The 19,213-nt window shown below is 71.8% G+C and carries 19 protein-coding genes, 1 other RNA gene and 2 pseudogenes; 10 read left to right on the forward strand and 12 right to left on the reverse strand.

The window, feature by feature from the left end:
• Nucleotides 1-425: 425 nt before the first annotated feature.
• Entirely contained in the window at nucleotides 426-1,184 is a 759-nt protein-coding gene (locus ABZ826_RS09885) for an SDR family oxidoreductase (RefSeq protein ID WP_361444968.1), read from the reverse strand.
• A gap of 267 nt (nucleotides 1,185-1,451) precedes the next feature.
• Between ABZ826_RS09885 and ABZ826_RS09890 the strand changes: the two are divergent.
• Nucleotides 1,452-1,642, forward strand: a pseudogene (locus ABZ826_RS09890) (cytochrome P450); the annotation flags it as partial.
• Nucleotides 1,643-1,686: 44 nt separating this feature from the next.
• On the opposite strand, the gene ABZ826_RS09895 reads toward ABZ826_RS09890, so the two are convergent.
• Nucleotides 1,687-1,977, reverse strand: a complete 291-nt coding sequence (locus ABZ826_RS09895; protein ID WP_361444971.1) for a hypothetical protein — start codon at nucleotides 1,975-1,977, stop codon at nucleotides 1,687-1,689.
• On the opposite strand from ABZ826_RS09895, the pseudogene ABZ826_RS09900 reads away from it, so the two are divergent.
• Nucleotides 1,965-2,201, forward strand: a pseudogene (locus tag ABZ826_RS09900) (5-amino-6-(5-phosphoribosylamino)uracil reductase); the annotation flags it as partial. The gene ABZ826_RS09895 and the pseudogene ABZ826_RS09900 overlap by 13 nt on opposite strands.
• A 156-nt stretch (nucleotides 2,202-2,357) precedes the next feature.
• On the opposite strand, the gene rnpB reads toward ABZ826_RS09900, so the two are convergent.
• Nucleotides 2,358-2,759, reverse strand: an RNA gene (gene rnpB / locus ABZ826_RS09905) — RNase P RNA component class A.
• A 53-nt stretch (nucleotides 2,760-2,812) separates the two neighbouring features.
• Complete coding sequence (locus ABZ826_RS09910) at nucleotides 2,813-3,382, reverse strand: Uma2 family endonuclease (protein ID WP_361445475.1); 570 nt, start codon at nucleotides 3,380-3,382, stop codon at nucleotides 2,813-2,815.
• Between the two features lie 179 nt (nucleotides 3,383-3,561).
• On the opposite strand from ABZ826_RS09910, the gene ABZ826_RS09915 reads away from it, so the two are divergent.
• On the forward strand, nucleotides 3,562-4,305 hold the full coding sequence (locus tag ABZ826_RS09915) for a MerR family transcriptional regulator (RefSeq protein WP_361444974.1): 744 nt from the start codon (nucleotides 3,562-3,564) through the stop codon (nucleotides 4,303-4,305).
• A complete protein-coding gene (locus ABZ826_RS09920; protein WP_361444976.1) occupies nucleotides 4,302-5,165 on the forward strand; it encodes a hypothetical protein in 864 nt (287 codons plus the stop codon). The genes ABZ826_RS09915 and ABZ826_RS09920 overlap by 4 nt, the downstream gene beginning before the upstream one ends.
• Here ABZ826_RS09920 and ABZ826_RS09925 read toward each other — a convergent pair.
• A complete protein-coding gene (locus tag ABZ826_RS09925) occupies nucleotides 5,110-6,552 on the reverse strand; it encodes an RNB domain-containing ribonuclease (RefSeq protein ID WP_361444978.1) in 1,443 nt (480 codons plus the stop codon). The genes ABZ826_RS09920 and ABZ826_RS09925 overlap by 56 nt on opposite strands.
• Before the next feature lie 134 nt (nucleotides 6,553-6,686).
• On the opposite strand from ABZ826_RS09925, the gene yaaA reads away from it, so the two are divergent.
• Nucleotides 6,687-7,487 (forward strand): peroxide stress protein YaaA, encoded by an 801-nt coding sequence (gene yaaA / locus ABZ826_RS09930; RefSeq protein WP_361444981.1) that lies wholly within the window; start codon nucleotides 6,687-6,689, stop codon nucleotides 7,485-7,487.
• Between the two features lie 75 nt (nucleotides 7,488-7,562).
• Nucleotides 7,563-8,183: a bifunctional 4-hydroxy-2-oxoglutarate aldolase/2-dehydro-3-deoxy-phosphogluconate aldolase gene (gene eda, locus ABZ826_RS09935; protein ID WP_361444984.1), complete on the forward strand. Its 621-nt coding sequence runs from the start codon at nucleotides 7,563-7,565 to the stop codon at nucleotides 8,181-8,183.
• A 69-nt stretch (nucleotides 8,184-8,252) separates the two neighbouring features.
• Here eda and ABZ826_RS09940 read toward each other — a convergent pair whose 3' ends face one another.
• The 4 genes from ABZ826_RS09940 to ABZ826_RS09955 form a co-directional block, all read right to left on the reverse strand.
• Nucleotides 8,253-9,542, reverse strand: coding sequence for a bifunctional RNase H/acid phosphatase (locus tag ABZ826_RS09940; protein ID WP_361444987.1), 1,290 nt, complete (start codon nucleotides 9,540-9,542; stop codon nucleotides 8,253-8,255).
• Entirely contained in the window at nucleotides 9,542-10,285 is a 744-nt protein-coding gene (locus ABZ826_RS09945; protein ID WP_361445478.1) for a C4-type zinc ribbon domain-containing protein, read from the reverse strand. Before ABZ826_RS09945 ends, ABZ826_RS09940 begins: the two co-directional genes overlap by 1 nt.
• A complete protein-coding gene (locus tag ABZ826_RS09950; RefSeq protein WP_361444990.1) occupies nucleotides 10,282-11,124 on the reverse strand; it encodes a Nif3-like dinuclear metal center hexameric protein in 843 nt (280 codons plus the stop codon). Before ABZ826_RS09950 ends, ABZ826_RS09945 begins: the two co-directional genes overlap by 4 nt.
• 222 nt (nucleotides 11,125-11,346) lie before the next feature.
• Nucleotides 11,347-12,390 carry an iron-siderophore ABC transporter substrate-binding protein gene (locus ABZ826_RS09955; RefSeq protein ID WP_361444993.1) on the reverse strand — a complete coding sequence of 348 codons (1,044 nt, stop codon included), beginning with the start codon at nucleotides 12,388-12,390 and terminating at the stop codon, nucleotides 11,347-11,349.
• Nucleotides 12,391-12,587: 197 nt separating this feature from the next.
• On the opposite strand from ABZ826_RS09955, the gene ABZ826_RS09960 reads away from it, so the two are divergent.
• Together ABZ826_RS09960 and ABZ826_RS09965 are read left to right on the forward strand one after the other, a co-directional pair.
• On the forward strand, nucleotides 12,588-13,904 hold the full coding sequence (locus tag ABZ826_RS09960) for a hypothetical protein (RefSeq protein ID WP_361444996.1): 1,317 nt from the start codon (nucleotides 12,588-12,590) through the stop codon (nucleotides 13,902-13,904).
• Between the two features lie 123 nt (nucleotides 13,905-14,027).
• The gene (locus ABZ826_RS09965; protein WP_361444999.1) at nucleotides 14,028-14,201 is read left to right on the forward strand and encodes a hypothetical protein; all 174 of its coding nucleotides are present in this window, start codon (nucleotides 14,028-14,030) and stop codon (nucleotides 14,199-14,201) included.
• A gap of 77 nt (nucleotides 14,202-14,278) precedes the next feature.
• On the opposite strand, the gene ABZ826_RS09970 is transcribed toward ABZ826_RS09965, so the two are convergent.
• From ABZ826_RS09970 to ABZ826_RS09980, 3 genes are read right to left on the reverse strand one after another with little or no spacing between them, the layout of a single operon-like run.
• Complete coding sequence (locus ABZ826_RS09970) at nucleotides 14,279-15,220, reverse strand: 3-oxoacyl-ACP reductase (RefSeq protein WP_361445002.1); 942 nt, start codon at nucleotides 15,218-15,220, stop codon at nucleotides 14,279-14,281.
• Nucleotides 15,221-15,271: 51 nt separating this feature from the next.
• Complete coding sequence (locus ABZ826_RS09975) at nucleotides 15,272-16,348, reverse strand: Zn-dependent alcohol dehydrogenase (protein ID WP_361445005.1); 1,077 nt, start codon at nucleotides 16,346-16,348, stop codon at nucleotides 15,272-15,274.
• A 43-nt stretch (nucleotides 16,349-16,391) separates the two neighbouring features.
• Complete coding sequence (locus ABZ826_RS09980) at nucleotides 16,392-17,264, reverse strand: MaoC/PaaZ C-terminal domain-containing protein (protein WP_361445008.1); 873 nt, start codon at nucleotides 17,262-17,264, stop codon at nucleotides 16,392-16,394.
• 278 nt (nucleotides 17,265-17,542) lie between these two features.
• Between ABZ826_RS09980 and ABZ826_RS09985 the strand changes: the two genes are divergently transcribed.
• Both ABZ826_RS09985 and ABZ826_RS09990 read left to right on the forward strand, forming a co-directional pair.
• The gene (locus tag ABZ826_RS09985; protein WP_361445011.1) at nucleotides 17,543-18,493 is read left to right on the forward strand and encodes an ABC transporter ATP-binding protein; all 951 of its coding nucleotides are present in this window, start codon (nucleotides 17,543-17,545) and stop codon (nucleotides 18,491-18,493) included.
• Entirely contained in the window at nucleotides 18,493-19,212 is a 720-nt protein-coding gene (locus tag ABZ826_RS09990) for an ABC transporter permease (protein ID WP_361445014.1), read from the forward strand. Before ABZ826_RS09985 ends, ABZ826_RS09990 begins: the two co-directional genes overlap by 1 nt.
• Nucleotide 19,213: the final 1 nt, after the last annotated feature.

Raw genomic sequence — 19,213 nt, forward strand, 5'->3', positions numbered from 1 at the left:
GAGCGGACGCTGACCCGCAGGTCCTTGGCGATCACCGAGCTCGCCTCACCCTGGGCGAACCTCTCGGCCGCCCTGAGCCGTAACTCCTCACGGAAACAGTGAGCAAGCGCCGTCTCTGGTGCGGGCCTTGGTGCCAAGCTCAAGGTAGGGCGTTGCGGGTGGCAGGTGGCCACATCCACCACCCGCGAGCAACAGCTCGGTTGGGACGCCGTGACCCACCAGAGTGTCAGTGGAAGTCCACGGCGTTCGGCCGCACAGCCTGACCCGCGCCACTCGCAGGGCCGCCCTGGTCGTTGTCTCACCGGGGCGGCTCTGCGGCACTGTGGTCGGGTAGCCGGGTCACGGCAACGTGATCCGGCTACGCGGACCACAAGGACTCTGGGACGGCGAGACCAGCTTCGGAACCGGCCGGGGGGACCTTCAGGTCAGCGGGTGGTGAATCCGCCGTCGATCGCGAGGGCCGCACCGGTTATGAACGAGGCTTCATCGCTCAGCAGGAACGCCACGAGCGGGGCGATTTCCTCGGGCTGGGCGATGCGGTTCACCGGGTGCATCGCTGAGATCTGCGCGACGGCCGCATCGCTGGTCATCATGGAACCGCGGGACAGCGGCGTGTCGACGCCGCCCGTGGTGATGGCGTTGATCCGCACGCCCTGCTCAGCGACTTCGAGCGCAGTGGCCCGGGTCAGGCCCACGACCGCATGCTTGGCGGCGACGTACGGGGCGACGCCGGGCAGCGCGACGACACCCATGTTGGAGGCGTTGTTGACGACCGCTCCGCGGGTCTTGAGGACCTCCGGGATCTGGTGCTTGAGGCAGTTGAAGACGCTGGTGACGTTCTGCGCGATCTCGGCGTTCCACGCGGCGCCGTCGATGCTGGACACCGGGCCGGACGCGTTGATGGCGCCGGCATTGTTGAACGCCCCGTCCAGGCGGCCGAATTCGGAAACCGCCGCCGCGACCAGGGCGGCGGCGTCGGCCTCGACGGAGACGTCCGCGGGAACGAAGAGCGCCCGACCACCCGTAGCGCGGATGTTCCCGGCGGCCTCCTCACCGACGTCCTTGCGGCGGGCGCCGATGACGACAGCAGCGCCTTCCGAGGCGAGCCGCCGGGCGACCGCGAGACCGATGCCGGAGGAGCCGCCGGTGACGACGAAAACCTTGGAGTCCAGACGGGAAGACATGGAGAAACCTTTCGGAAAGAGGTGGTTCCGGTGGTCGGCCGGGCCCGGCATCTGACCACCTCCTTCAGACTGCGACATGGTGGAAGTCGGCGCTGGCGGGTATCGGACCTTGCGTTTCCCCTCGTGGAACCCGGCCGCGGCTTGCGGTCCTCACGCCGGTGCTGCGCGGGCCGGAAGGCGAACATGGCCCACAGCCGACAGGGCAGCGCGTTCGGCGTTCTTGTCCGCGAAGATCCGGCTGCATCCGGCGTCGGCGAGAGCGTCGATCTGCTGGTCGCTCTTGGAACCGCCGACCGCGACCCAAAGCGGTTCCCGTCGCCGGACCTGCTCGACTTGGACCGAGACGCCGCCGCTCATCTCGGCTTCGGCCATAGCATCCATCGCTGTGTCGGCACTCCCCAGAATGGCGGCGCACTCGACTCGTTCGCGGGCTCGCAGCGCTTCCCGTCCTGGTGTAGCCACCCGGTGCAGCGCTCGTGTCCAATGAGTAGGAGCGTGAACATCAACGCACCAGGCCGCCGGTGGATGCACCGGCGGCGAGCAGATGGCCGGCTCGCGCGAGGTCTTCTGGTGTGTCCACTGCTACGCCGTCGTCCACGACAGGGATCATCTGCACGGCGTGGCCGTGTTCGACGAAGCGCAGCATCTCCACTCCCTCGGCGCGTTCCAGGGGCCCCTGTTGGAGTTGTCGGAAGCGTTTTAGGGCCGGGCCGGTGAAGCCGTAGAGGCCCAGCTGACGGAGGTACTTCGGCCAGCCGCCCTGCGGGTAGGGGATGGGCCGGCGCGAGAACATACAGCTCCCTGGAACCCTGTGCCAAGCGAGCATCCCGCCCTCGTCCCTGCGCCCAGCTCATCCGGGACACCGGCCTTCGCCGCGTCGTCACCGCCTGGAGCGAGCCCGACACCTTCGTTGCCGGTGCTGAAGGCACCGAGATTCTGGAAGACTCCGGCGTAACGGTCGTGGCAGTGCCTGAGTACGCGAACGCCGCGCAGGCGCCCAACCGGCACCTGCTCTGAACCTCGGTCCCTCAGGGACTTTTCAGGGACTTTCAGCGCTGTCCGAGGGACTTTCGAGGGACTTTTTGTCGCCCGAAGCAGCAAGCCCCTGAAAGCCCGGAAAGGACCTCCGACGCAGGTCAGAGGCCCTTTCGAAGGCAAAGCCGCAGGTGGCGGCAGACGAGTCGGGCTGTACGCCGGGTTCTGTCGCCCGGTCGCCTCGCGGCGGCCGGGGAGACGGCCATCCATCTAGGACCGGCATTGCTGCCGGCCTCGTGCGGTCTACCCGCGAACTCGGGCGGGCAGCCCTCGAACATTCGCGCAGGGCCGTCTCGCGACGGCCCCTCTTGACCTTGCTCCGGGTGGGGTTTACCTAGCCGCCTGAGTCACCTCAGGCGCTGGTGGTCTCTTACACCACCGTTTCACCCTTACCGAGGACCGAGGTCCCCGGCGGTCTGTTTTCTGTGGCACTGTCCCGCGGGTCACCCCGGGTGGCCGTTAGCCATCACCCTGCCCTGTGGAGCCCGGACGTTCCTCGGGGAGATCCGAGGATCCCCACGCGGCCGTCCGCCCGGCTCGTCTGCCGTGCCGACCATGCTACCCGCCCGGCCGGGGGCGCCGGACGGGGTGGCTCAGATGAACGCCTCGGTCGCCAGGTCGAAGGCGAAGGGGGCCGGAAGGGTGAGCGACTTGCCGAACGGGATCGTGCAGTGCTGACGGTAGTCGTCCCCTTCCGGCTCGCTGAACAGCGTCACCGAGGACTCCTCGCGGTCGACCAGCAGGTACAGGGGGATGGGTCCGCGGGCGTAGCAGTGCCGCTTGTCCGTGCGGTCGGCCCGGGGCTTGGTCGAGGTGACCTCGATGACGAGGGCCACTCCCTCGCACGGCATCCAGGGGTCCGCTCCCCGGTACAGACGCAGCTCGGTGGGGGCGAAGGTGCCATCGGGGATGACGTGGTTCCTGGGGCAGCGTCCACCGCTTTCCAGTTTCAGTCCCTTGTTCCCGGAGAACTGCATCTTCGTGCGTGCGTGGGTGATCACTTGCTCCAGGATCAGGCCGATGCAGTCCTCGTGGTCCCCGTCCGGCGGCGGCGTCACGACAATGTCCCCCTCGATGAGCTCGGCCCGGAAGCCCTCCGGCGTATCCAGCGCCAGGAAGCCCTCCAGCAGGACGTCCGCCTGCGTGAGCGGTTCGTGCGGCATCGCAGTCATGTCACGCCCCTTCCTCGGTCGCCCGCCAGATGGGGACATCGATGGATCCGCCGTCCGTGAGATGGGAGTGCTTCCCTCGATCGTGGCACAGGAGGGAGCGCGGTTGTCAGATGCGGACGGGTGGGGTGCGCGGTTGACCTTGCCGCAGCGTCAAGGTTTCTACTGGCTCCATGCGCATCGGAGAGATCGCCGCGCTCGTCGGGGTCACCTCGCGGGCGATCCGGCACTACCACCACATCGGACTGCTTCCCGAGCCCGCGCGCCGGCCCAATGGTTATCGCGCCTACAGCGTGCGCGATGCCGTGGTGCTGGCCCGGATCCGGCGTCTCACCGAGCTCGGGCTCGGGCTGGACGAGGTACGGGACGTCCTCGCCGACGATTCCGGGCGTGAACTCGTCGACGTGATCGTCGAGTTGGATGCCGACCTGGCCCGGCAGGAGGACGAGATCCGGGAGCGGCGGCGCCGGCTGGCCCGGCTGCTGGACGGGCCGGTGAGCGCCGAGGAGCCCGTGTCGCCCGCGCTGGCCGAGCTGCTGGGCGCGGCTGTGGTCACCGACTCCCCGACGGCTGCCAAGGACCGCGAGCACCTGGTGCTCCTGGACACGGCGGGCGTCGGCAGTGAGGTCTATGCCGCGCTGAGGCCGCTGGCCGAGGACCCGGCCGCGCACACGCTGTACGAGCGGCTGGACGCACTGGTCGCGGCGCCCGTGGACGACCCCCGGGTCGCCGCGCTCGCCACCGATCTGGTCGCTGCCGTACCGGACGAGGTGCTGGCGGCGATCCCCTCCGACGGGCCGGTCACGGCGGGGTTCGGCCAGGCCCTGCTCGACGAATACGCGCCCGCGCAGGCCGAGGTGGTGCGCCGGGTGATGGCGGCCCTGTCGGCGCGTGTGGCGGGGAAGGGGACGGGATGAGCGTGCGGATCGCGCGGTGGGCCGTGGGCGCCGCGCTGACGGTCGAGCTGGGCCTGGGCGGTTGCCTGGCGGCGGGGGCCCGGGTTCCGGGTGCGGTGCTGCTCGGGGCCGAGGCCCTGGTGATCGGCGTGCTCGGGTTCGAGGCCATGGCCCTGTGGCGGCTCTGGCGCGCGGGGCGGCGGGCCGGTGCCGGACGGCGGGCGGCGATGGGCGCGGCGCTCCGTGCCGTCGTACCCGACAAGGCGCGCCGTCTCCTCGCGCACGAGGTGCGCGGCCTGCACAGTCTCGGGCTGTGGGTGCTGCGGCGGCGGCACGGTGTGCCGGAGGGCGCCCTCGCCGTCCCGTACACCGGGCCGCAGACCGCGATGCTGTATGGGCTGGCCTTCGTCGCCCTGGTCGAGACGGTGATGCTGGCGCTGCTGGTCCCGTGGCCGGTCGTGCACGCGGTGCTGCTCGTGGCCGATGTGTACGGGGTGCTCCTGGTTCTCGCCCTCCACGCCGCGTGTGTGACCCGGCCGCATGTCGTGGACGCCGACGGGGCGCTGCGCATTCGGTACGGGGGGTTGTTCGACCTGCGGGTTCCCGCCGGCGCGGTGGCCGGTGCACGGGTCGAGCGGAGATATCCCGAGGGCGGGCCGGTGCGGACAGGGGCGGACGAGGTGCTGGACCTCGTCGTGGGCGGTCAGACGACGGTGACCGTGGAGCTGGTCTCTCCGGTGGAGTTCGTCCGGCCGCTCGGGAAGCGCGGGTGGGCGCGGACCGTGCGGTTCCATGCGGATGACCCGGGCGCCGTCGTGGCCGCGCTCACGCGGGGGCGAACAGGACCTTCGCGGTGCCAGGATCCGCCTGGGCGAGCCTGACCCGCAGCCGCTCCCCCAGCGGAAGCTTCTCCGTGCCGCCCTCGATCCGGGCGACGACGGCGGGGACGTCGATGTGGACGGTGCCCGTGGTGGGCTCCTGGTCCAGCACGTCGACCACGTACGCGTCGAAGATCTCGCCGATCCGGTCCTTGAGCAGCGCCGCCTCGACCACGTCGACGCACTCGCGCTCCACCGTGTTGGCGCGCCTGGTTCCGTCCGCCATCTCCTTCGGCAGGTCGGGCAGGGCGGCGAGGACCCATTCGGGCGGGTCGTGTTCCGCGACCGCTGCGAGGCACAGCTCGGCCGCGTACCGGTCGACCAGGCGGCGCAGCGGGGCGGTGCAGTGGGTGTAGAGGTCGGCGACCGCGGCATGGATGGCGGGGGTGGGGAGTTCACCGCGTTCGAAGACGGTGTAGCCGGCGCCGCGCAGCAGCGTGGTGCACTCCTGGAGGAACGCGGCGTGATCGGCCCTCCTCGGGTCGAGGGAGCGGACGACCTGGGCGTACGGGACGTGGTGCGGCCAGTCGATGTGGAGCGCCTCGGCCGAGCGGCGCAGCCGGGCCACGGCGCCGTCCGGCGCGACCGGCAGGGTCCGCAGGATGCCGGTGCCGGTCTCCGCCATGAGGTGGGCGGCGGCCATGCCGGTCAGCAGGGAGAGCTGGGCGTTCCAGCCGTCGGCGGGCAGCGGGGCGCGGTATTCCAGGCCGTATGTGCTGTCGCGCGCGACGACCTCCTGCTCGGGCACGTTGAGGGAGATGCCGCCGCGGGCGACCTCCTGCTCCTCGCGGAGCCGTCCGATGTCCCGGAGCAGTGCCAGGGGCTCCTCGGCGGTGCCTGTGTCGATCTGCCGCTGGACGCCCGCGTAGTCGAGCTTCGCGCGGCTGCGGACGAGGGCCCGGTGCACCGAGGTCGCGACGACGGCACCCTCGGCGTCGAGGTCGATCCGCCAGAGCGCGGCGGGGCGGGTCTGCCCGGGGAGGAGGCTGGCGGCGCCCTCGGAGAGCGAGGTGGGGTGGAGGGGGACCTTGCCGTCGGGGAAGTAGAGGGTCGTCACCCTGCGGTGGGCCTCGGCATCGAGTGCGCCACCCGGGCGTACGAAGGCGGCGACATCGGCGATGGCGTAGTGCACGCGGAAGCCGTGACGGCGGCGTTCGAGATGCACGGCCTGGTCGAGGTCGGCCGATGCGGGCGGGTCGATGGTGAAGAGCGGCAGGTCCGTCTCGTCCTTGTGGCCCGACACCGCCGGGGCCACCGCTGCCTGCGCCGCCTCGGCGAGGACAGCGGGCGGGAAGCCGTCGGGCAGGTCGAGCTCGGTGCGCAGCTTGCGCAGGGCCGCCCTCAGCGGGGTGTCGGCCGGCCCGGTCATGTGGAGATGGCGGCGGGGCATGGATCGAGCGTATGGCGGGGCGGCCGGGGCGGCATCCCGGGTGCCGGACAGGCTCCGGTGGGTCTGCGGCGCCCCCGTACGCTGGGCGCGGGCCTCCGCGGCCCGCCTGCCTGTGCGTACGAAGGAGAACCGCCGTGCTCGTGCTGTTGCCGCCCTCCGAAGGAAAGGCCGCGTCGGGGCGCGGAGCACCCCTGAAGCCGGAGACGCTGTCACTGCCGGGGCTGGCCCCGGCGCGGGCCGCGGTCCTCGACGAGCTGGTCGAGCTGTGCGCGGCGGACGAGGAGAAGGCCCGTGAGGTGCTCGGGCTGAGCGAGGGGCTGCGCGGGGAGATCGCGAAGAACGTCGAGCTGCGGACGGCGGGGACGCGTCCGGCCGGGGAGATCTACACGGGGGTGCTGTACGACGCCCTGGACCTGGCCTCCCTGGACGCGGCGGCCGGGCGGCGGGCCGGCAGGTCGTTGCTGGTCTTCTCCGGGCTGTGGGGCGCCGTGCGGGTGGGCGACCGGATTCCTTCGTACCGCTGCTCGATGGGTGTGAAGCTGCCGGGGCTCGGCGCGCTCGGGGCGTACTGGCGCGGCCCGATGGCACAGGTCATGCCGGAGGCGGCCGGGGACGGGCTCGTTCTGGATCTGCGGTCGTCCGCGTACACCGCGGCCTGGAGGCCGAAGGGTGAGGTGGCAGAGCGCACGGCGAGTGTGCGGGTGCTGCACTCCCAGAGGGTGGACGGGGTCGAGAAGCGGTCCGTGGTCAGTCACTTCAACAAGGCGACGAAGGGGCGGCTGGTCCGCGATCTGCTGGTGGCGGGCGCTCGGCCGAAGGGGCCCGCGGAGCTGGTGGAGACCTTGCGGGAGCTCGGGTACGTGGTGGAGGCCGAGGCCCCCGCGCGGGCCGGGCGGGCGTGGTCGCTCGATGTCGTGGTGACCGAACTCCACTGACCAGGGGGATCCACGCATTGCAGCATGTGCAACGTTCGTTGCGTACGATGCTGCGGGCGCGGCAGGATGGGGCGCATGACCTCCTCTGTGCTGGACCTTGCCCCCGTCGTCCCCGTTGTCGTCCTGGAGGACGCCGCCGACGCGGTGCCGCTCGCCCGTGCCCTGGTCGCGGGCGGGCTCCCGGCCATCGAGGTGACGCTGCGCACCGCCGCGGCCCTGGACGCGATCAAGGCCATCGCGGCCGAGGTGCCGGACGCGGTGGTCGGCGCCGGCACGGTGATCTCCGTGTCGAACGTCTCCGAGACCGTCGCCGCGGGGGCCCGGTTCCTGGTCAGCCCCGGCTGGACGGACACACTGCTGGACGCGATGAAGGCGTCGGGGATGCCGTTCCTGCCGGGCGTATCGACGACGTCCGAGGTGGTCGCACTGCTGGAGCGCGGGATCACCGAGATGAAGTTCTTCCCGGCCGAGGCGGCGGGCGGCACGGCCTATCTGAAGGCACTCTCCTCGCCGCTGCCGCAGGCCCGGTTCTGCCCGACGGGCGGCATCTCGCCCACCTTGGCACCGTCCTATCTGAAGCTGCCCAACGTCGGCTGCGTGGGCGGCAGTTGGATGATCCCGGCGGACGCGGTGGCGGCGAAGGACTGGGCCCGGGTGGAACGGCTGGCTAGCGAGGCGGCGGCGCTGCGCGACTGACGGAGGCGGGGGCAACCGAAGCGCGGGGCGGTTGTGGATGCCCCGCCGCCTGCCCGCGCTCCCTGCCTCCTACCTCAGATGCGACGTGTCGTTCAGCAGCCTGAGTGACATGTTCCCGTCCGCGTAGTACGCCACCGCGGACACCGAGGCCGCCGAGAGTTCCATCCGGAACATGGCCTCCGGCGGGGCGCCGAGCGCCAGCCTGACCAGGGTCTTGATCGGCGTCACATGGGTGACCAGGAGGACCGTGCGGCCCGCGTAGCGGGCGGTGAGGCGGTCGCGGGTGGCGGCGACGCGGCGGGTGACTTCGGCGAAGCTCTCGCCACCGCCGGTGGGGGCCGCCTTCGCGGAGCCGAGCCAGGCGTCCAGGTCGGCGCCGTGACGCTCACGCACCTCGGCGAACGTCAGCCCCTCCCAGGCGCCGAAGTCCGTCTCGCGCAGGCCTTCCTCGATCCGGACCTCCAGACCGAGCCGGGACGCCACCGCCGCCGCCGTCTCGCGGCAGCGCCGCAGGGGGGAGCTGACGATCTCCTCGATCGTGCCCCGGGCGGCCAGCGACCGGGCGACGAGTTCGGCCTGGTGCCGGCCGGCCGCCGAGAGTTCGGGGTCGCTGCCGCCGCTGCCGGAGAACCGCTTCTCGGGGGTGAGAGCCGTCTCGCCGTGCCGGAGCAGTACGAAGGTGGCGGGCGCTCCGAGATCGGGCGTCGCACCCCAGCCCAGCTGAGGGGCGGACGGGGACGCGGCTGCCGCGGCCGGTTCCGCCGCCGGTCCGGCTCCCGGGCGGGAGGACAGTGCCGCACGGGCCCTGGCCGCGCCCGCCGCCGCGTCACCGGGCGGGCCGGAGACGGGCGGCAGGACGGCGGTCGTCGAGGGCCGGGGGGTGTCGAGGGCGGCCGTCGACGACGACGGCTCCCACTGCTTGCCGCGCTTGCCGGCGTCCATCGCCTCGTTGGCCAGCCGGTCCGCGTGCTTGTTCTGCTCGCGCGGGATCCACTCGTACGTGACGGCGGAGGCCGGCAGGATCCTGGCTGCCTGGGCCGCGAGCGGCTTCATGTCGGGATGCTTGATCTTCCAGCGGCCCGACATCTGCTCCACGACCAGCTTGGAGTCCATCCGTACCCGCACCCGCAGCGCACCGTCCGCCGAGGCGTCCGGCACCAGCGCCTTCGCCGCCTTCAGGCCCGCGATGAGGCCCTTGTACTCGGCGACGTTGTTCGTCGCGACGCCGATGTACTCGGCGGCCTCGGCAAGGGTCTCCCCCGTCACCGGGTCGATGACGACCGCTCCGTAACCGGCGGGCCCGGGATTTCCCCGGGAACCGCCGTCGGCCTCGACGACGAGCTCGCGCGGCTGGGTCATTACAGGCCCGACTCCGCTGTACGGACCAGGATGCGGCGGCAGTTCTCGCAGCGCAGGACGGTGTCCGGGGAGGCCGCCTTCACGTCGTTGACCTCGGTGATGTTCAGTTCGAGACGGCAGCCCTCGCAGCGGCGCTGGTAGAGGCGGGCGGCGCCGACCCCGCCCTGCTGGACGCGGAGCTTGTCGTACAGCTTCAGCAGGTCCGCGGGGACGGAACCCGCGACGAGCTCGCGCTCCCTGGTGACGGTCGCGGCCTCCTCGTCGAGCGCCTTGGTCGCGGCATCGCGGCGGGCGGTCGCGTCGTCGGCCTTGGCCTGGACGGCGGAGACCCGGCCGGACAGTTCGGCGACGCGCTCCTGGGCGGACTCGCGGCGCTCCATCACTTCGAGGACGACGTCCTCCAGGTCGCCCTGGCGCTTGGCCAGTGAGGCGATCTCGCGCTGGAGACTCTCCAGGTCCTTCGGGGAGGTGACCGCGCCCGAGTCGAGGCGCTGCTGGTCGCGGGCGGCGCGCTGGCGCACCTGGTCGACGTCCTGCTCCGCCTTCGTCTGCTCGCGGGCGGTGTCGCTCTCCTCGGTCTGCGAGGCGACCAGCAGGTCGCGCAGTTGCGCGAGATCGCTCGTGAGCGTCTCGATCTCGGTGTGCTCGGGCAGCGACTTGCGCCGGTGCGCAAGCTGCGACAGACGTACGTCGAGGGCCTGGACGTCGAGGAGTCGGATCTGGTCGGCGGGCGCGGCGTTCAGTTGGGGGCTCCAGAAGAGTGGTGGGTGGTGGTGGTCCAGGGGTCGGTGACCTGCTGCGAGACATGAACCCGAAGGCCCCATCCATGGCGGTCGGAAATCGCGTCGAGCTGCGCCGCGGCCTGTTCGCACCAGGGCCATTCGGTGGCCCAGTGCGCGGCGTCGACCAGGCCGAGCGGGGAGTGCTGGATGGCTTCGGAGGCCGGGTGGTGGCGCAGGTCGGCGGTGAGGAAGGCGTCGACGCCCGCCGCGCGCACCGCGTCGAAGAGGCTGTCGCCGGAGCCGCCGCTCACCGCAACGGTGCGCACCGTCGCCGTCGGGTCGCCCGCGAGCCGGATGCCCTGCGCGGTGGCGGGCAGCCGCGCGGCGGCGCGGGCGGCGAAGTCGGCCAGGCTCTCGGGGTGGTCGAGCACACAGATCCGGCCGAGGCCGCGACGGCCCTTGAGGTCGGCCGGGTCCGGTACGAGGGGCCCCTCCACGCGCAGGTCGAGCGCGCCGGCGAGGGCGTCGGAGACACCCGGATCGGCGGTGTCGGCGTTGGTGTGGGCGACGTGCAGCGCGACATCGTGCTTGATGAGGGTGTGCACGACCCGGCCCTTGAAGGTATCGGCCGCGACCGTCGTCGTACCCCGCAGATAGAGCGGGTGGTGGGTGACGATCAGCTGGGCGCCGAGCCTGAGCGCCTCGTCGACGATCTCCTGGACGGGGTCGACGGCGAAGAGCACGCGGTCCACCTCGGAACCGGGGTCTCCGCAGACGGTGCCGACCGCGTCCCATCCTTCGGCCCGCTCGGGCGGCCAGAGAGCGTCGAGCTCGGCGAGGACTTCAGACAGACGGGGCACAAGGAAAAGGCTACCTGCCCCCGGTGCCCCGTCGCCCATGGCCTCGGCGACCCGTGCGGACGGGCCGACGGGTCCGCCGGTTCCTGCCGTCGGGCGGCGCCGTCGCCCGGCGGACGGCCGCGCGGCGCCCGGCGCCACGAGCGGAGGCGCGGGGAGGCGCGAGCGTGCGCGCCGAGGGGCGCGCGGCCGACGGGCGGCCCGACGACAGGAACGGGGGAATCGTTACTTCACGAGGTCGGCGCGGAGGTCGTCGAGGACGAGATTCGCCGCCGTGACACCGAGCCCGAGGTACCAGGTCTCGTCGGAGACGTCCTTGGCCTGACCGTCCTTGACCGCCTTGAGGTTCTTCCACAGCGGGTTGGACTGGGTGGTGTCGCGCTTGGTGGCCTTCACGTCCCCGTAGACGCCGGTGAAGATCCAGTCGGCGTCGGCCTCGTCGATCTTCTCCGGGCTGATCTCCGCCGCGAGGTCGTCGATCTGCTGGTTCTTGGGCCGCGGCAGACCGACGTCCTCCAGGATCGTGCCGATGAAGGACGCCTTGGCGTAGAGCCGGATCCGGTCCGGCAGGTAGCGGACCATGGAGATGGTCGGCTTGTTCGGGCCGATGTCCTCGCCGAGCTTCTTGGCCTTCGCCTCGTAGGCGGCGAGCTCGCTCTTCGCCTTGGCGGTCTTGTCCAGTGCCGCCGCGTTGAGGAGGTAGTTCTGCTTCCAGGTGAAGCCCGGACGGATGGAGAACACGGTCGGCGCGATCTTGGAGAGGGCGTCGTACTTGTCGGCGGCGCGCAACTGGCTGCCGAGGATCAGGTCGGGCTTCAGGCGGGCGATCGCCTCAAGGTTGAGGTTGTTGATCGTGCCGACGTTCTTGGGGTTGCCCGCGTCCTTCTTCAGGTACGAGGGAATGGCCGCGTCGCCCTCGGAGGGGGCGTAGCCGACCGGCTTGACGCCCAGCGAGACCACGTTGTCGAACTCGCCGACATCCAGCACGACGACGCGCTTGGGGGCGGACTTGATCTCGGTCCTGCCCATGGCGTGGGTGAGGGTCCGGGGGAACTGGCCCGCCTTGGCGTCCGTTCCGTACTCCGCCGTCTTCTTCGCGGCGTCACCGAAGTCCTTGCCACCCGTCGCGACGGCCGCCTTCTTGTCACCGCCGCCCTCGGACCCGGCCGAGCCGGCCGAGCCCCCGCCGTCGCTCCCGCAGGCCGAGAGGGAAAGGGCGGCAGCCACCGCCAGGCCGACTGCGGCAGTACCGCGGCGACGAAGGGACATCACAGGCTCCAGTCGAAGGTCACACAGCTATTGCTTAGGGATGCCTAACCTTAGTCACCCGCTTGGTGGCCAGCACAGGCACCCCCTCCCCCTCAGGCGAATCCAGCCATCACCACCCTTATGTGTGAAGAGACAGGTCTCGTGTTGTTCGGCAGGAAGTGCGAAAACTAGCTTCGGTTGCCGGAGGTGACCCGTCCATGACTGCCTGTGCCATCGAGAACGGGACCGAGGGGCCGGCCGGGGCTGCCGGAGACGCGGCCCTGGCGGACGACGAGCCGGACAACGAGCCGGTCGGGACGGGCGGGACGGAGATCCCGCCCGAGCAGGCCGCCGCGGCCGGTGCGCGGGGCGGATCCGGTACGCCCTGCGGGGCGGCCCTCGCCCCGCCCTCGTTCACGATCGCCGCCGACGGTTCGTACGCGGCCCGGCTCGCCCTGCGCACTGTCGCCACCGAGCCGTCCGGCGAGGCCGCCCAGGCGTGGTTCGTGGAGCGCTGGACGCTCGACGGCCCCGAGCCGTACGCCGTACCGCTCCCCCTGGACCAGCCGGAGGAGCCGGACTCCGAGGTACTGCCGCTGGCCGACGGACGGGTGCTGATCCGGCGCCGGGTCGCGGACCGGCACGCCTTCTCGCTGCTCTATCCGACCGGCCCCGGTACCGGTGAACTGCCCCTCGGCGCCGTCGGATGCGCGAATCCGACCCTGTTGCCGCCGTCGCCGGACGGCGTGAGCGCGTACGCCCTGTCGGTCGGTGCGCACTCCACCGCCGTCTGGCAGGTGGCGGGCGGCGCCTGCGGCCCCGAGCGGGTCGCGGAAGTGCCGGGTCGCTGCTCCGGCGGGGTCTGGCTGGACCGGGCGGGGCGGATGCTGGCGCTGGACCGGGAGATGCCGGGCGGCGGTCCGGTCAAGGCGGTCGCCGTGGACCTGGAGCGGGGTGGCGAGGTGACGCCGCTGCTGCAGATCGCACCGGACAGCGACGACCGGCTGCTGCTGGCCGACGCGGACAGCGGGCTGCTGCTGATCCGCTCGGACGCGCCGGGGCACGACCGGCTCGGGTGGGGGGTGCTGGGCAGCTGCCTGCCGGTGCGATTCCCGGAGTGTCTGCGCCCGGCGGATGTCGCGGTGACGCCGTTCGCCGTACAGCCGGGGCAGACCCTGATGCCGGAGAGCTGCGCGGTGGCCCTGCGGATCGACGGGGCGGCGGGCAGCTGGCTCGGGGTGTGGCGGCCCGCGGGGCGCCGGCTGCATCAACTCGCCGCCCCCGAGGGGTGGCAGGCCGGTCACGGGGTGTGGACCCGGGACGGCGTGCTCAGACTTCCGTACGCCGACGAGCACGTGGCGTGCGGGGTGGCGCTGCTGGAGGCGCCGGTGGACGGGGAACACGGCGCAAGGCCGGCGCGGGAGGCGGGCGCGGAAAGCGGTATGCAACCATCCGCCACCGCGGTGGCTCTTCCCGTGTGTAAGCCGATTCCCCTGGCGCAGGCGCCTCTCACCGGGCGCACGGTGCCTGGTTAAAATCCTGGGCCTGGGCTACGCAGCCGTCGTCGACGGTCGCCGATGGCGACCGTGCCGTGTTGCGGTGGCGTGATCGGCCCTGGTGACACACACATAAGCGATCACAACGGGGTGACTTCCCACATGTCTGAAGCCCGAACCGACACGACCCAGACGCGTCCGCCGGTGGCGCACGCGGAACGGGCCGAAGCCGGCGGCGCCGGAAAGCACCGAGGGGGCGTGTCGACGGAGGACGCGGCGGCGCAGCCGCACGGCCGCCACCGCCGCCCCTCCGAGGGGGACGGCCGGGCGGCCTGACCGCGCGGAACATCAACGAGGGACGGGTGGGCCCCGGCAGCCGATCGGCTGCCGGGGCCCACCCGTGTCCGTCGCGGTCACCCCCGCTTCAGACCGAGCACCTCCGCCGCGGCGAAGGTCTCGTTCTGCGGCCGGTCCTCGTAGTACGGGGAGATCAGCTCGTCCAGCTCGTCGAAGGAGAACGTCTCCTTCGACGAGTCGAACGTGGCCGCCACCTTGGGGCGTTCGACGATCGCGACCATCCCGCCGTGCACGACGAGCAGTTGCCCGTTGACCTTGGCGGCCGCCGGGGAGGCCAGATAGCCGACCAGTGGTGAGACGTGCTCGGGGGCGAGCGCGTCGAGCCGGCCGTCCGCCGGTTCCTGGAAGCCCGCGAAGACGTCCTCGGTCATCCGGGTGCGGGCCCGCGGGCAGATGACGTTGGCGGTGACGCCGTACTTGGCCAGGGCCAGGGCCGTGGAGGTGGTGAGGCCGACGATGCCGCCCTTGGCCGCCGCGTAGTTCGGCTGGCCCGCCGATCCGGCCAGGAACGCCTCCGAGGAGGTGTTGACGATCCGGCCGTAGACCGGGGCGCCGGCCTCCTTGGAGCGGGCGCGCCAGTGGGAGGCGGCGAAGTGCGTGGTGTTGAAGTGGCCCTTGAGGTGGACCCGGATGACGGAGTCCCATTCGTCCTCGGTCATGGAGAAGATCATCCGGTCGCGCAGGATCCCGGCGTTGTTGACCAGGATGTCGAGCTTTCCGTACGTGTCGACGGCCAGCTCCACCAGGGCGCGGGCCCGGTCGTGGTCGGAGACGTCGCCGAGGTGGGCGACCGCCCGGCCGCCCGCCGCCCGGATCTCCTCGGCGACTTCCTCGGCCGGGGTCGCGGACGCCTCGCCCGAGCCGTCGCGGCCCGGCTGTCCGTAGTCGTTGACGACGACGGACGCGCCGAGCCGCGCCAGCTCCAGTGCTTCGGCGCGTCCGAGGCCGCGGCCCGCGCCCGTGACGATCGCGGACATGCCGTCCAGGGGAAGTGACATCGGAATCTCGGAGTCCTCTCAGGTGGGAACAGGGAGGGAGCGGGGCGGGGATCAGAGTTCGATGCAGGTACGCAGCGACTCGCCGGTCCTCATCTGGTCGAGGGCGTCGTTGATGCCGTCGAGCCGCACCCGGTGGGTGATCATCGATTCCAGGTCGATCCGGCCGGCCCGCCAGAGCGCGATGGCCCGTTCGTACGACCGGAGCACGTCCCCTCCCCCGTACATGGAGGGCAGGATCCGCTTCTCGTCGAAGAACAGCTCGAACATGTTGGCCTGGAAGTTGTCGTCCATCGCGCCCGCGCCGACGATGCAGAGGGTGCCGCCGCGCCGGGTGTTCTCGTACGCCGTGCGGGCGGTGGCGGACTTGCCGACGACCTCGAAGACGTAGTCGAAGCCCTCGCCCGCGGTGATCCGCTGCTTGGCGTCGGTGAGTTCGTCCGGGGACACGGCCTCGGTCGCGCCGAACCGCAGCGCCGCCTCGCGCCGGGCGGCCACCGGGTCGACGGCCACGATCTGCGCGGCCCCCCGCACCCTGGCCCCCTGGATGGTGGAGATGCCGACGCCGCCGCAGCCGATGACGGCGACCGACGAACCGGCCTCCACCTGTGCGGTGTTGATGGCCGCCCCCAGCCCGGTGGTCACCCCGCAGCCGATCAGCGCGGCGATCTCGAACGGCACGTCGTCGGGGATCGGCACCGCGCAGCCCGCGCCGACGACGACCTCCTCGGTGAAGGTGCCGGTGCCCGCGAAGCCGAAGACCTCTCCCCCGGGGCGCTTGAAGTTGGGGGTCCCGGCGTTCATGAAACCGGCCAGGCAGAGGTGGCTCTGGCCGCGTTTGCAGGACGGACACGCCCCGCAGGCGGGCAGCCAGCAGACGAGCACCCGGTCCCCCGCGCTCAGCCCGGTGACGCCGTCGCCGACGTCGACGACCTCGCCCGCGCCCTCGTGGCCCGGGATGAAGGGGGCGGGCTGCGGCAGCACCCCGTTCATCGCGGAGACATCGGAGTGGCACAGTCCGGTGGCCCGGATGCGGAGCTTCACCTTGCCGGGGCCGAAGCCCACCGCCTCGACGTCGTCGAGGACTTCCAGTTTGTCCTGGCCGATCTCGTGCAGTACGGCTGCGCGCATGGTGCGGCTCCCCTCATGGGTCTGTGGACCTCTTGGAGTTGGTTCAGGAGTGTTCGACGACGGTGTCGCCGAGGACCGGGGCGTCGTCCCGCTCGACGGCCCGCACCTCGACCCGGACGCGGTCCTCGCCGGTCCACATCCGGATGCGGAGGGTCTCGCCGGGGAAGACGACCCCGGCGAAACGGGTGCGGTAGGAGCGGATACGGGTCACGTCGCCACCGAGCACCGTGTCGGTGACGGCCTTGAGCGTCATGCCGTAGGTGCACAGCCCGTGCAGGATCGGCCGGTCGAAGCCGGCCAGCCGGGCGAACCCGGGGTCGGCGTGCAGCGGGTTCCAGTCCCCGGAGAGCCGGTACAGCAGCGCCTGGTCGGGCCGGATCGGCCGCTCCACCACGTGGTCGGGCGCGACCTCGGGGTGGGCGACCCGTTCGGACGGTCCGCGGTCACCGCCGAAGCCGCCCTCGCCCCGGACGAAGATCTGGGCGTCGTTCGTCCACAACAGGCCCTCGTCGTCGGCGGCTTCGGTACGCAGCACCAGTACGGCCGCCTTGACCTTGTCGTACACCGCGGCGACCTTCGAGGTCTGTACGGCGGCGCCCTTCACGGGGATCGGCCGGTGCACGTGTACGGACTGCCCGCCGTGCAGGACGGCGGCCAGGTCGACGTCGACACCGGGCGAGGAGAGCCCGCCGACGACGCCCGCGCCCGCCCCCGCGACGGTGGCGAAGGAGGGCAGCACCTGGAGCCGTGACTCCAGGGTGTAGCGCAGTTCGCCGGGGTCGGTGGCCGGGTCGGCCCGGTCGGGATCGGCTCCGGCGCCGATCCCCAGGTGGTAGAGCTGCACGTCCTTGTGGTCCCAGCTGATCCGGGTGGACCGCGGTTCGGCGGCGACAGCCTTTTCGGCATCAATGGGCATGGGGAAGCCGCTCCTTGATGGTGGGAAGACCTCGGCGCGGCCGTCCGCACCGTCGGCCGCACCGAGGTCGTGCGGGACCGGCCGCCACGCCCCGTTCTAGAACGCGTTCTAGCCGATGACCCCATGTATAACGCAGCACCCAGCAGTTGTGAAGACCGCTGCTGACGCAGCGTCAGATCCGTTGCCCGGCGCGCGCTGCTTGCCATGACATATGTCATCGCGAAGTCCGTACGCACACCCCTGCCGGGCCCCGGGCGCCGTTCCGTAGCGTCGTGGTCATGAAGCAGACAACGGGGAGTTCGGCCGCGGTGGTCCTCACCGGGGCGGTCAAGACCTTCGGCCGGGCGGGCCGGACCGTACGGGCCGTGGACGGGATCGACCTGTCCATCGGCCGCGGTGAGACGGTCGCCCTGCTCGGCCGCAACGGCGCGGGCAAGTCCACCACCATCGCCCTCCTGCTGGGGCTGGACGAGCCGGACTCCGGCGGTGTGCGGGTGCTGGGCCGGACCGCCGAGCAGGCGGTCCGGGCCGGCCTGGTCGGCGCCATGCTCCAGGACGGGCGGCCCATCCAGCGGGTCACCGTCCGCGAGCTGATCACCTTCGTCGCCTCGACCTACCCGCAGCCGATGCCGGTGGCCGAGGCGCTCTGTCTGGCAGGCGTCACCGGGTACGCGGACCGGCGCGTCGACAAACTCTCCGGTGGCCAGACCCAGCGCGTCCGTTTCGCCGTCGCGCTGGCCGGCAACCCGGAGCTGATCGTCCTGGACGAACCGACCGCCGCCCTGGACGTGGAGGCGCGCCGGACGTTCTGGGAGTCGATGCGGGCCTACGCCCGGCGCGGCAACACCGTCCTGTTCTCCACCCACTATCTGGAGGAGGCCGACGAGAACGCCGACCGGATCGTCGTCGTCGACCGGGGCCGGATCGTCGCGGACGGGAGCGGCGACACGATCCGGGGCTCGGCCGGCGGCAGCCTCGTCTCCTTCGACCTGGCGGACCGGCCGACCGAGGGCCTGGAGCTGCTGCCCGGCGTCGTCACCGTCGAGGTGACCGGGGACCGGGCGCTGCTGCACACGGACGACTCGGACGCCACCGTCGTGGAGCTGGCCCGCCTCGGCCTGATCCGTGACCTCCAGGTCTCCCGGGCCACGCTGGAGGACGCCTTCCTCGCCCTCACCGCACCGGCCGCCGGGGCACCCGCAACCGATACCGAGAGGGAGATCGCGTGATGTTCCGCTACATCGTGCTGGAGGTCCGCCGGACCCTGCGTGACGGTTTCTTCCTGATCTTCGGGACCGGGATGCCGGTGATGATGTACCTGCTCTTCACCAACGTCGGCGGTGGGGGTGTCGACGGCTGGAAGACGGCCTCGATGGTCGGCATGGCCGCGTACGGAGCACTGGGTTCCGCCATGTCGATCGGTACGGGGGTCGCCTCCGACAAGACGCTCGGGTGGCTGCAGCAGCTGCGGGTCACTCCGCTCGCCCCTTCGCGCGCGGTCGTGGGCCGGGCGATCAGCGGTTCGGTGACCGTACTGCCGACGATCCTGACGGTGCTGCTGGCCGGCGGACTGGTCAACGGGGTACGGCTGGCCGCCTGGCAGTGGACCGCCCTGACGCTGCTGCTGTGGATCGGGGCGCTCCCGTTCACCCTGCTCGGCCTCGGCAACGGCTACCGGCTCACTCCGCAGGGCACCGGGGTCGTCAACGTGGCCTGTCTGATGGGTTTCGCGATCGTCGGCGGGCTGTGGTTCCCGCTGGAACTGCTTCCCGGGTGGTTGCGTTCGATCGGCCGGTTCACCCCCGCCAACCGGTTCGCCGACCTGGGCTGGGCGACGACCGACGGACACGCGCCCGGCGCCGGCACGATCGCCGTGCTCTGCGCGTGGCTCCTGCTGTTCGGTACGTACGCCGTGGTCTCGTACCGTCGGTCCGCGAGGACCGTGTGAC

The organism is Streptomyces sp. NPDC047515 (assembly GCF_040643055.1).
In the GTDB taxonomy this organism is placed as follows: Bacteria; Actinomycetota; Actinomycetes; order Streptomycetales; family Streptomycetaceae; genus Streptomyces.

Excerpts from the sequence above, each read along its gene's own strand:
- ABZ826_RS09885 (WP_361444968.1), bottom strand. The coding sequence starts at position 1,184 with ATGTCTTCCCGTCTGGACTCCAAGGTTTTCGTCGTCACCGGCGGCTCC.
- ABZ826_RS09895 (WP_361444971.1), bottom strand. The coding sequence starts at position 1,977 with ATGTTCTCGCGCCGGCCCATCCCCTACCCGCAGGGCGGCTGGCCGAAG.
- ABZ826_RS09910 (WP_361445475.1), bottom strand. The coding sequence starts at position 3,382 with ATGCCGCACGAACCGCTCACGCAGGCGGACGTCCTGCTGGAGGGCTTC.
- ABZ826_RS09915 (WP_361444974.1), top strand. The coding sequence starts at position 3,562 with ATGCGCATCGGAGAGATCGCCGCGCTCGTCGGGGTCACCTCGCGGGCG.
- ABZ826_RS09920 (WP_361444976.1), top strand. The coding sequence starts at position 4,302 with ATGAGCGTGCGGATCGCGCGGTGGGCCGTGGGCGCCGCGCTGACGGTC.
- ABZ826_RS09925 (WP_361444978.1), bottom strand. The coding sequence starts at position 6,552 with ATGCCCCGCCGCCATCTCCACATGACCGGGCCGGCCGACACCCCGCTG.
- eda (WP_361444984.1), top strand. The coding sequence starts at position 7,563 with ATGACCTCCTCTGTGCTGGACCTTGCCCCCGTCGTCCCCGTTGTCGTC.
- ABZ826_RS09940 (WP_361444987.1), bottom strand. The coding sequence starts at position 9,542 with ATGACCCAGCCGCGCGAGCTCGTCGTCGAGGCCGACGGCGGTTCCCGG.
- ABZ826_RS09955 (WP_361444993.1), bottom strand. The coding sequence starts at position 12,390 with ATGTCCCTTCGTCGCCGCGGTACTGCCGCAGTCGGCCTGGCGGTGGCT.
- ABZ826_RS09960 (WP_361444996.1), top strand. The coding sequence starts at position 12,588 with ATGACTGCCTGTGCCATCGAGAACGGGACCGAGGGGCCGGCCGGGGCT.
- ABZ826_RS09965 (WP_361444999.1), top strand. The coding sequence starts at position 14,028 with ATGTCTGAAGCCCGAACCGACACGACCCAGACGCGTCCGCCGGTGGCG.
- ABZ826_RS09970 (WP_361445002.1), bottom strand. The coding sequence starts at position 15,220 with ATGTCACTTCCCCTGGACGGCATGTCCGCGATCGTCACGGGCGCGGGC.
- ABZ826_RS09975 (WP_361445005.1), bottom strand. The coding sequence starts at position 16,348 with ATGCGCGCAGCCGTACTGCACGAGATCGGCCAGGACAAACTGGAAGTC.
- ABZ826_RS09980 (WP_361445008.1), bottom strand. The coding sequence starts at position 17,264 with ATGCCCATTGATGCCGAAAAGGCTGTCGCCGCCGAACCGCGGTCCACC.
- ABZ826_RS09985 (WP_361445011.1), top strand. The coding sequence starts at position 17,543 with ATGAAGCAGACAACGGGGAGTTCGGCCGCGGTGGTCCTCACCGGGGCG.
- ABZ826_RS09990 (WP_361445014.1), top strand. The coding sequence starts at position 18,493 with ATGTTCCGCTACATCGTGCTGGAGGTCCGCCGGACCCTGCGTGACGGT.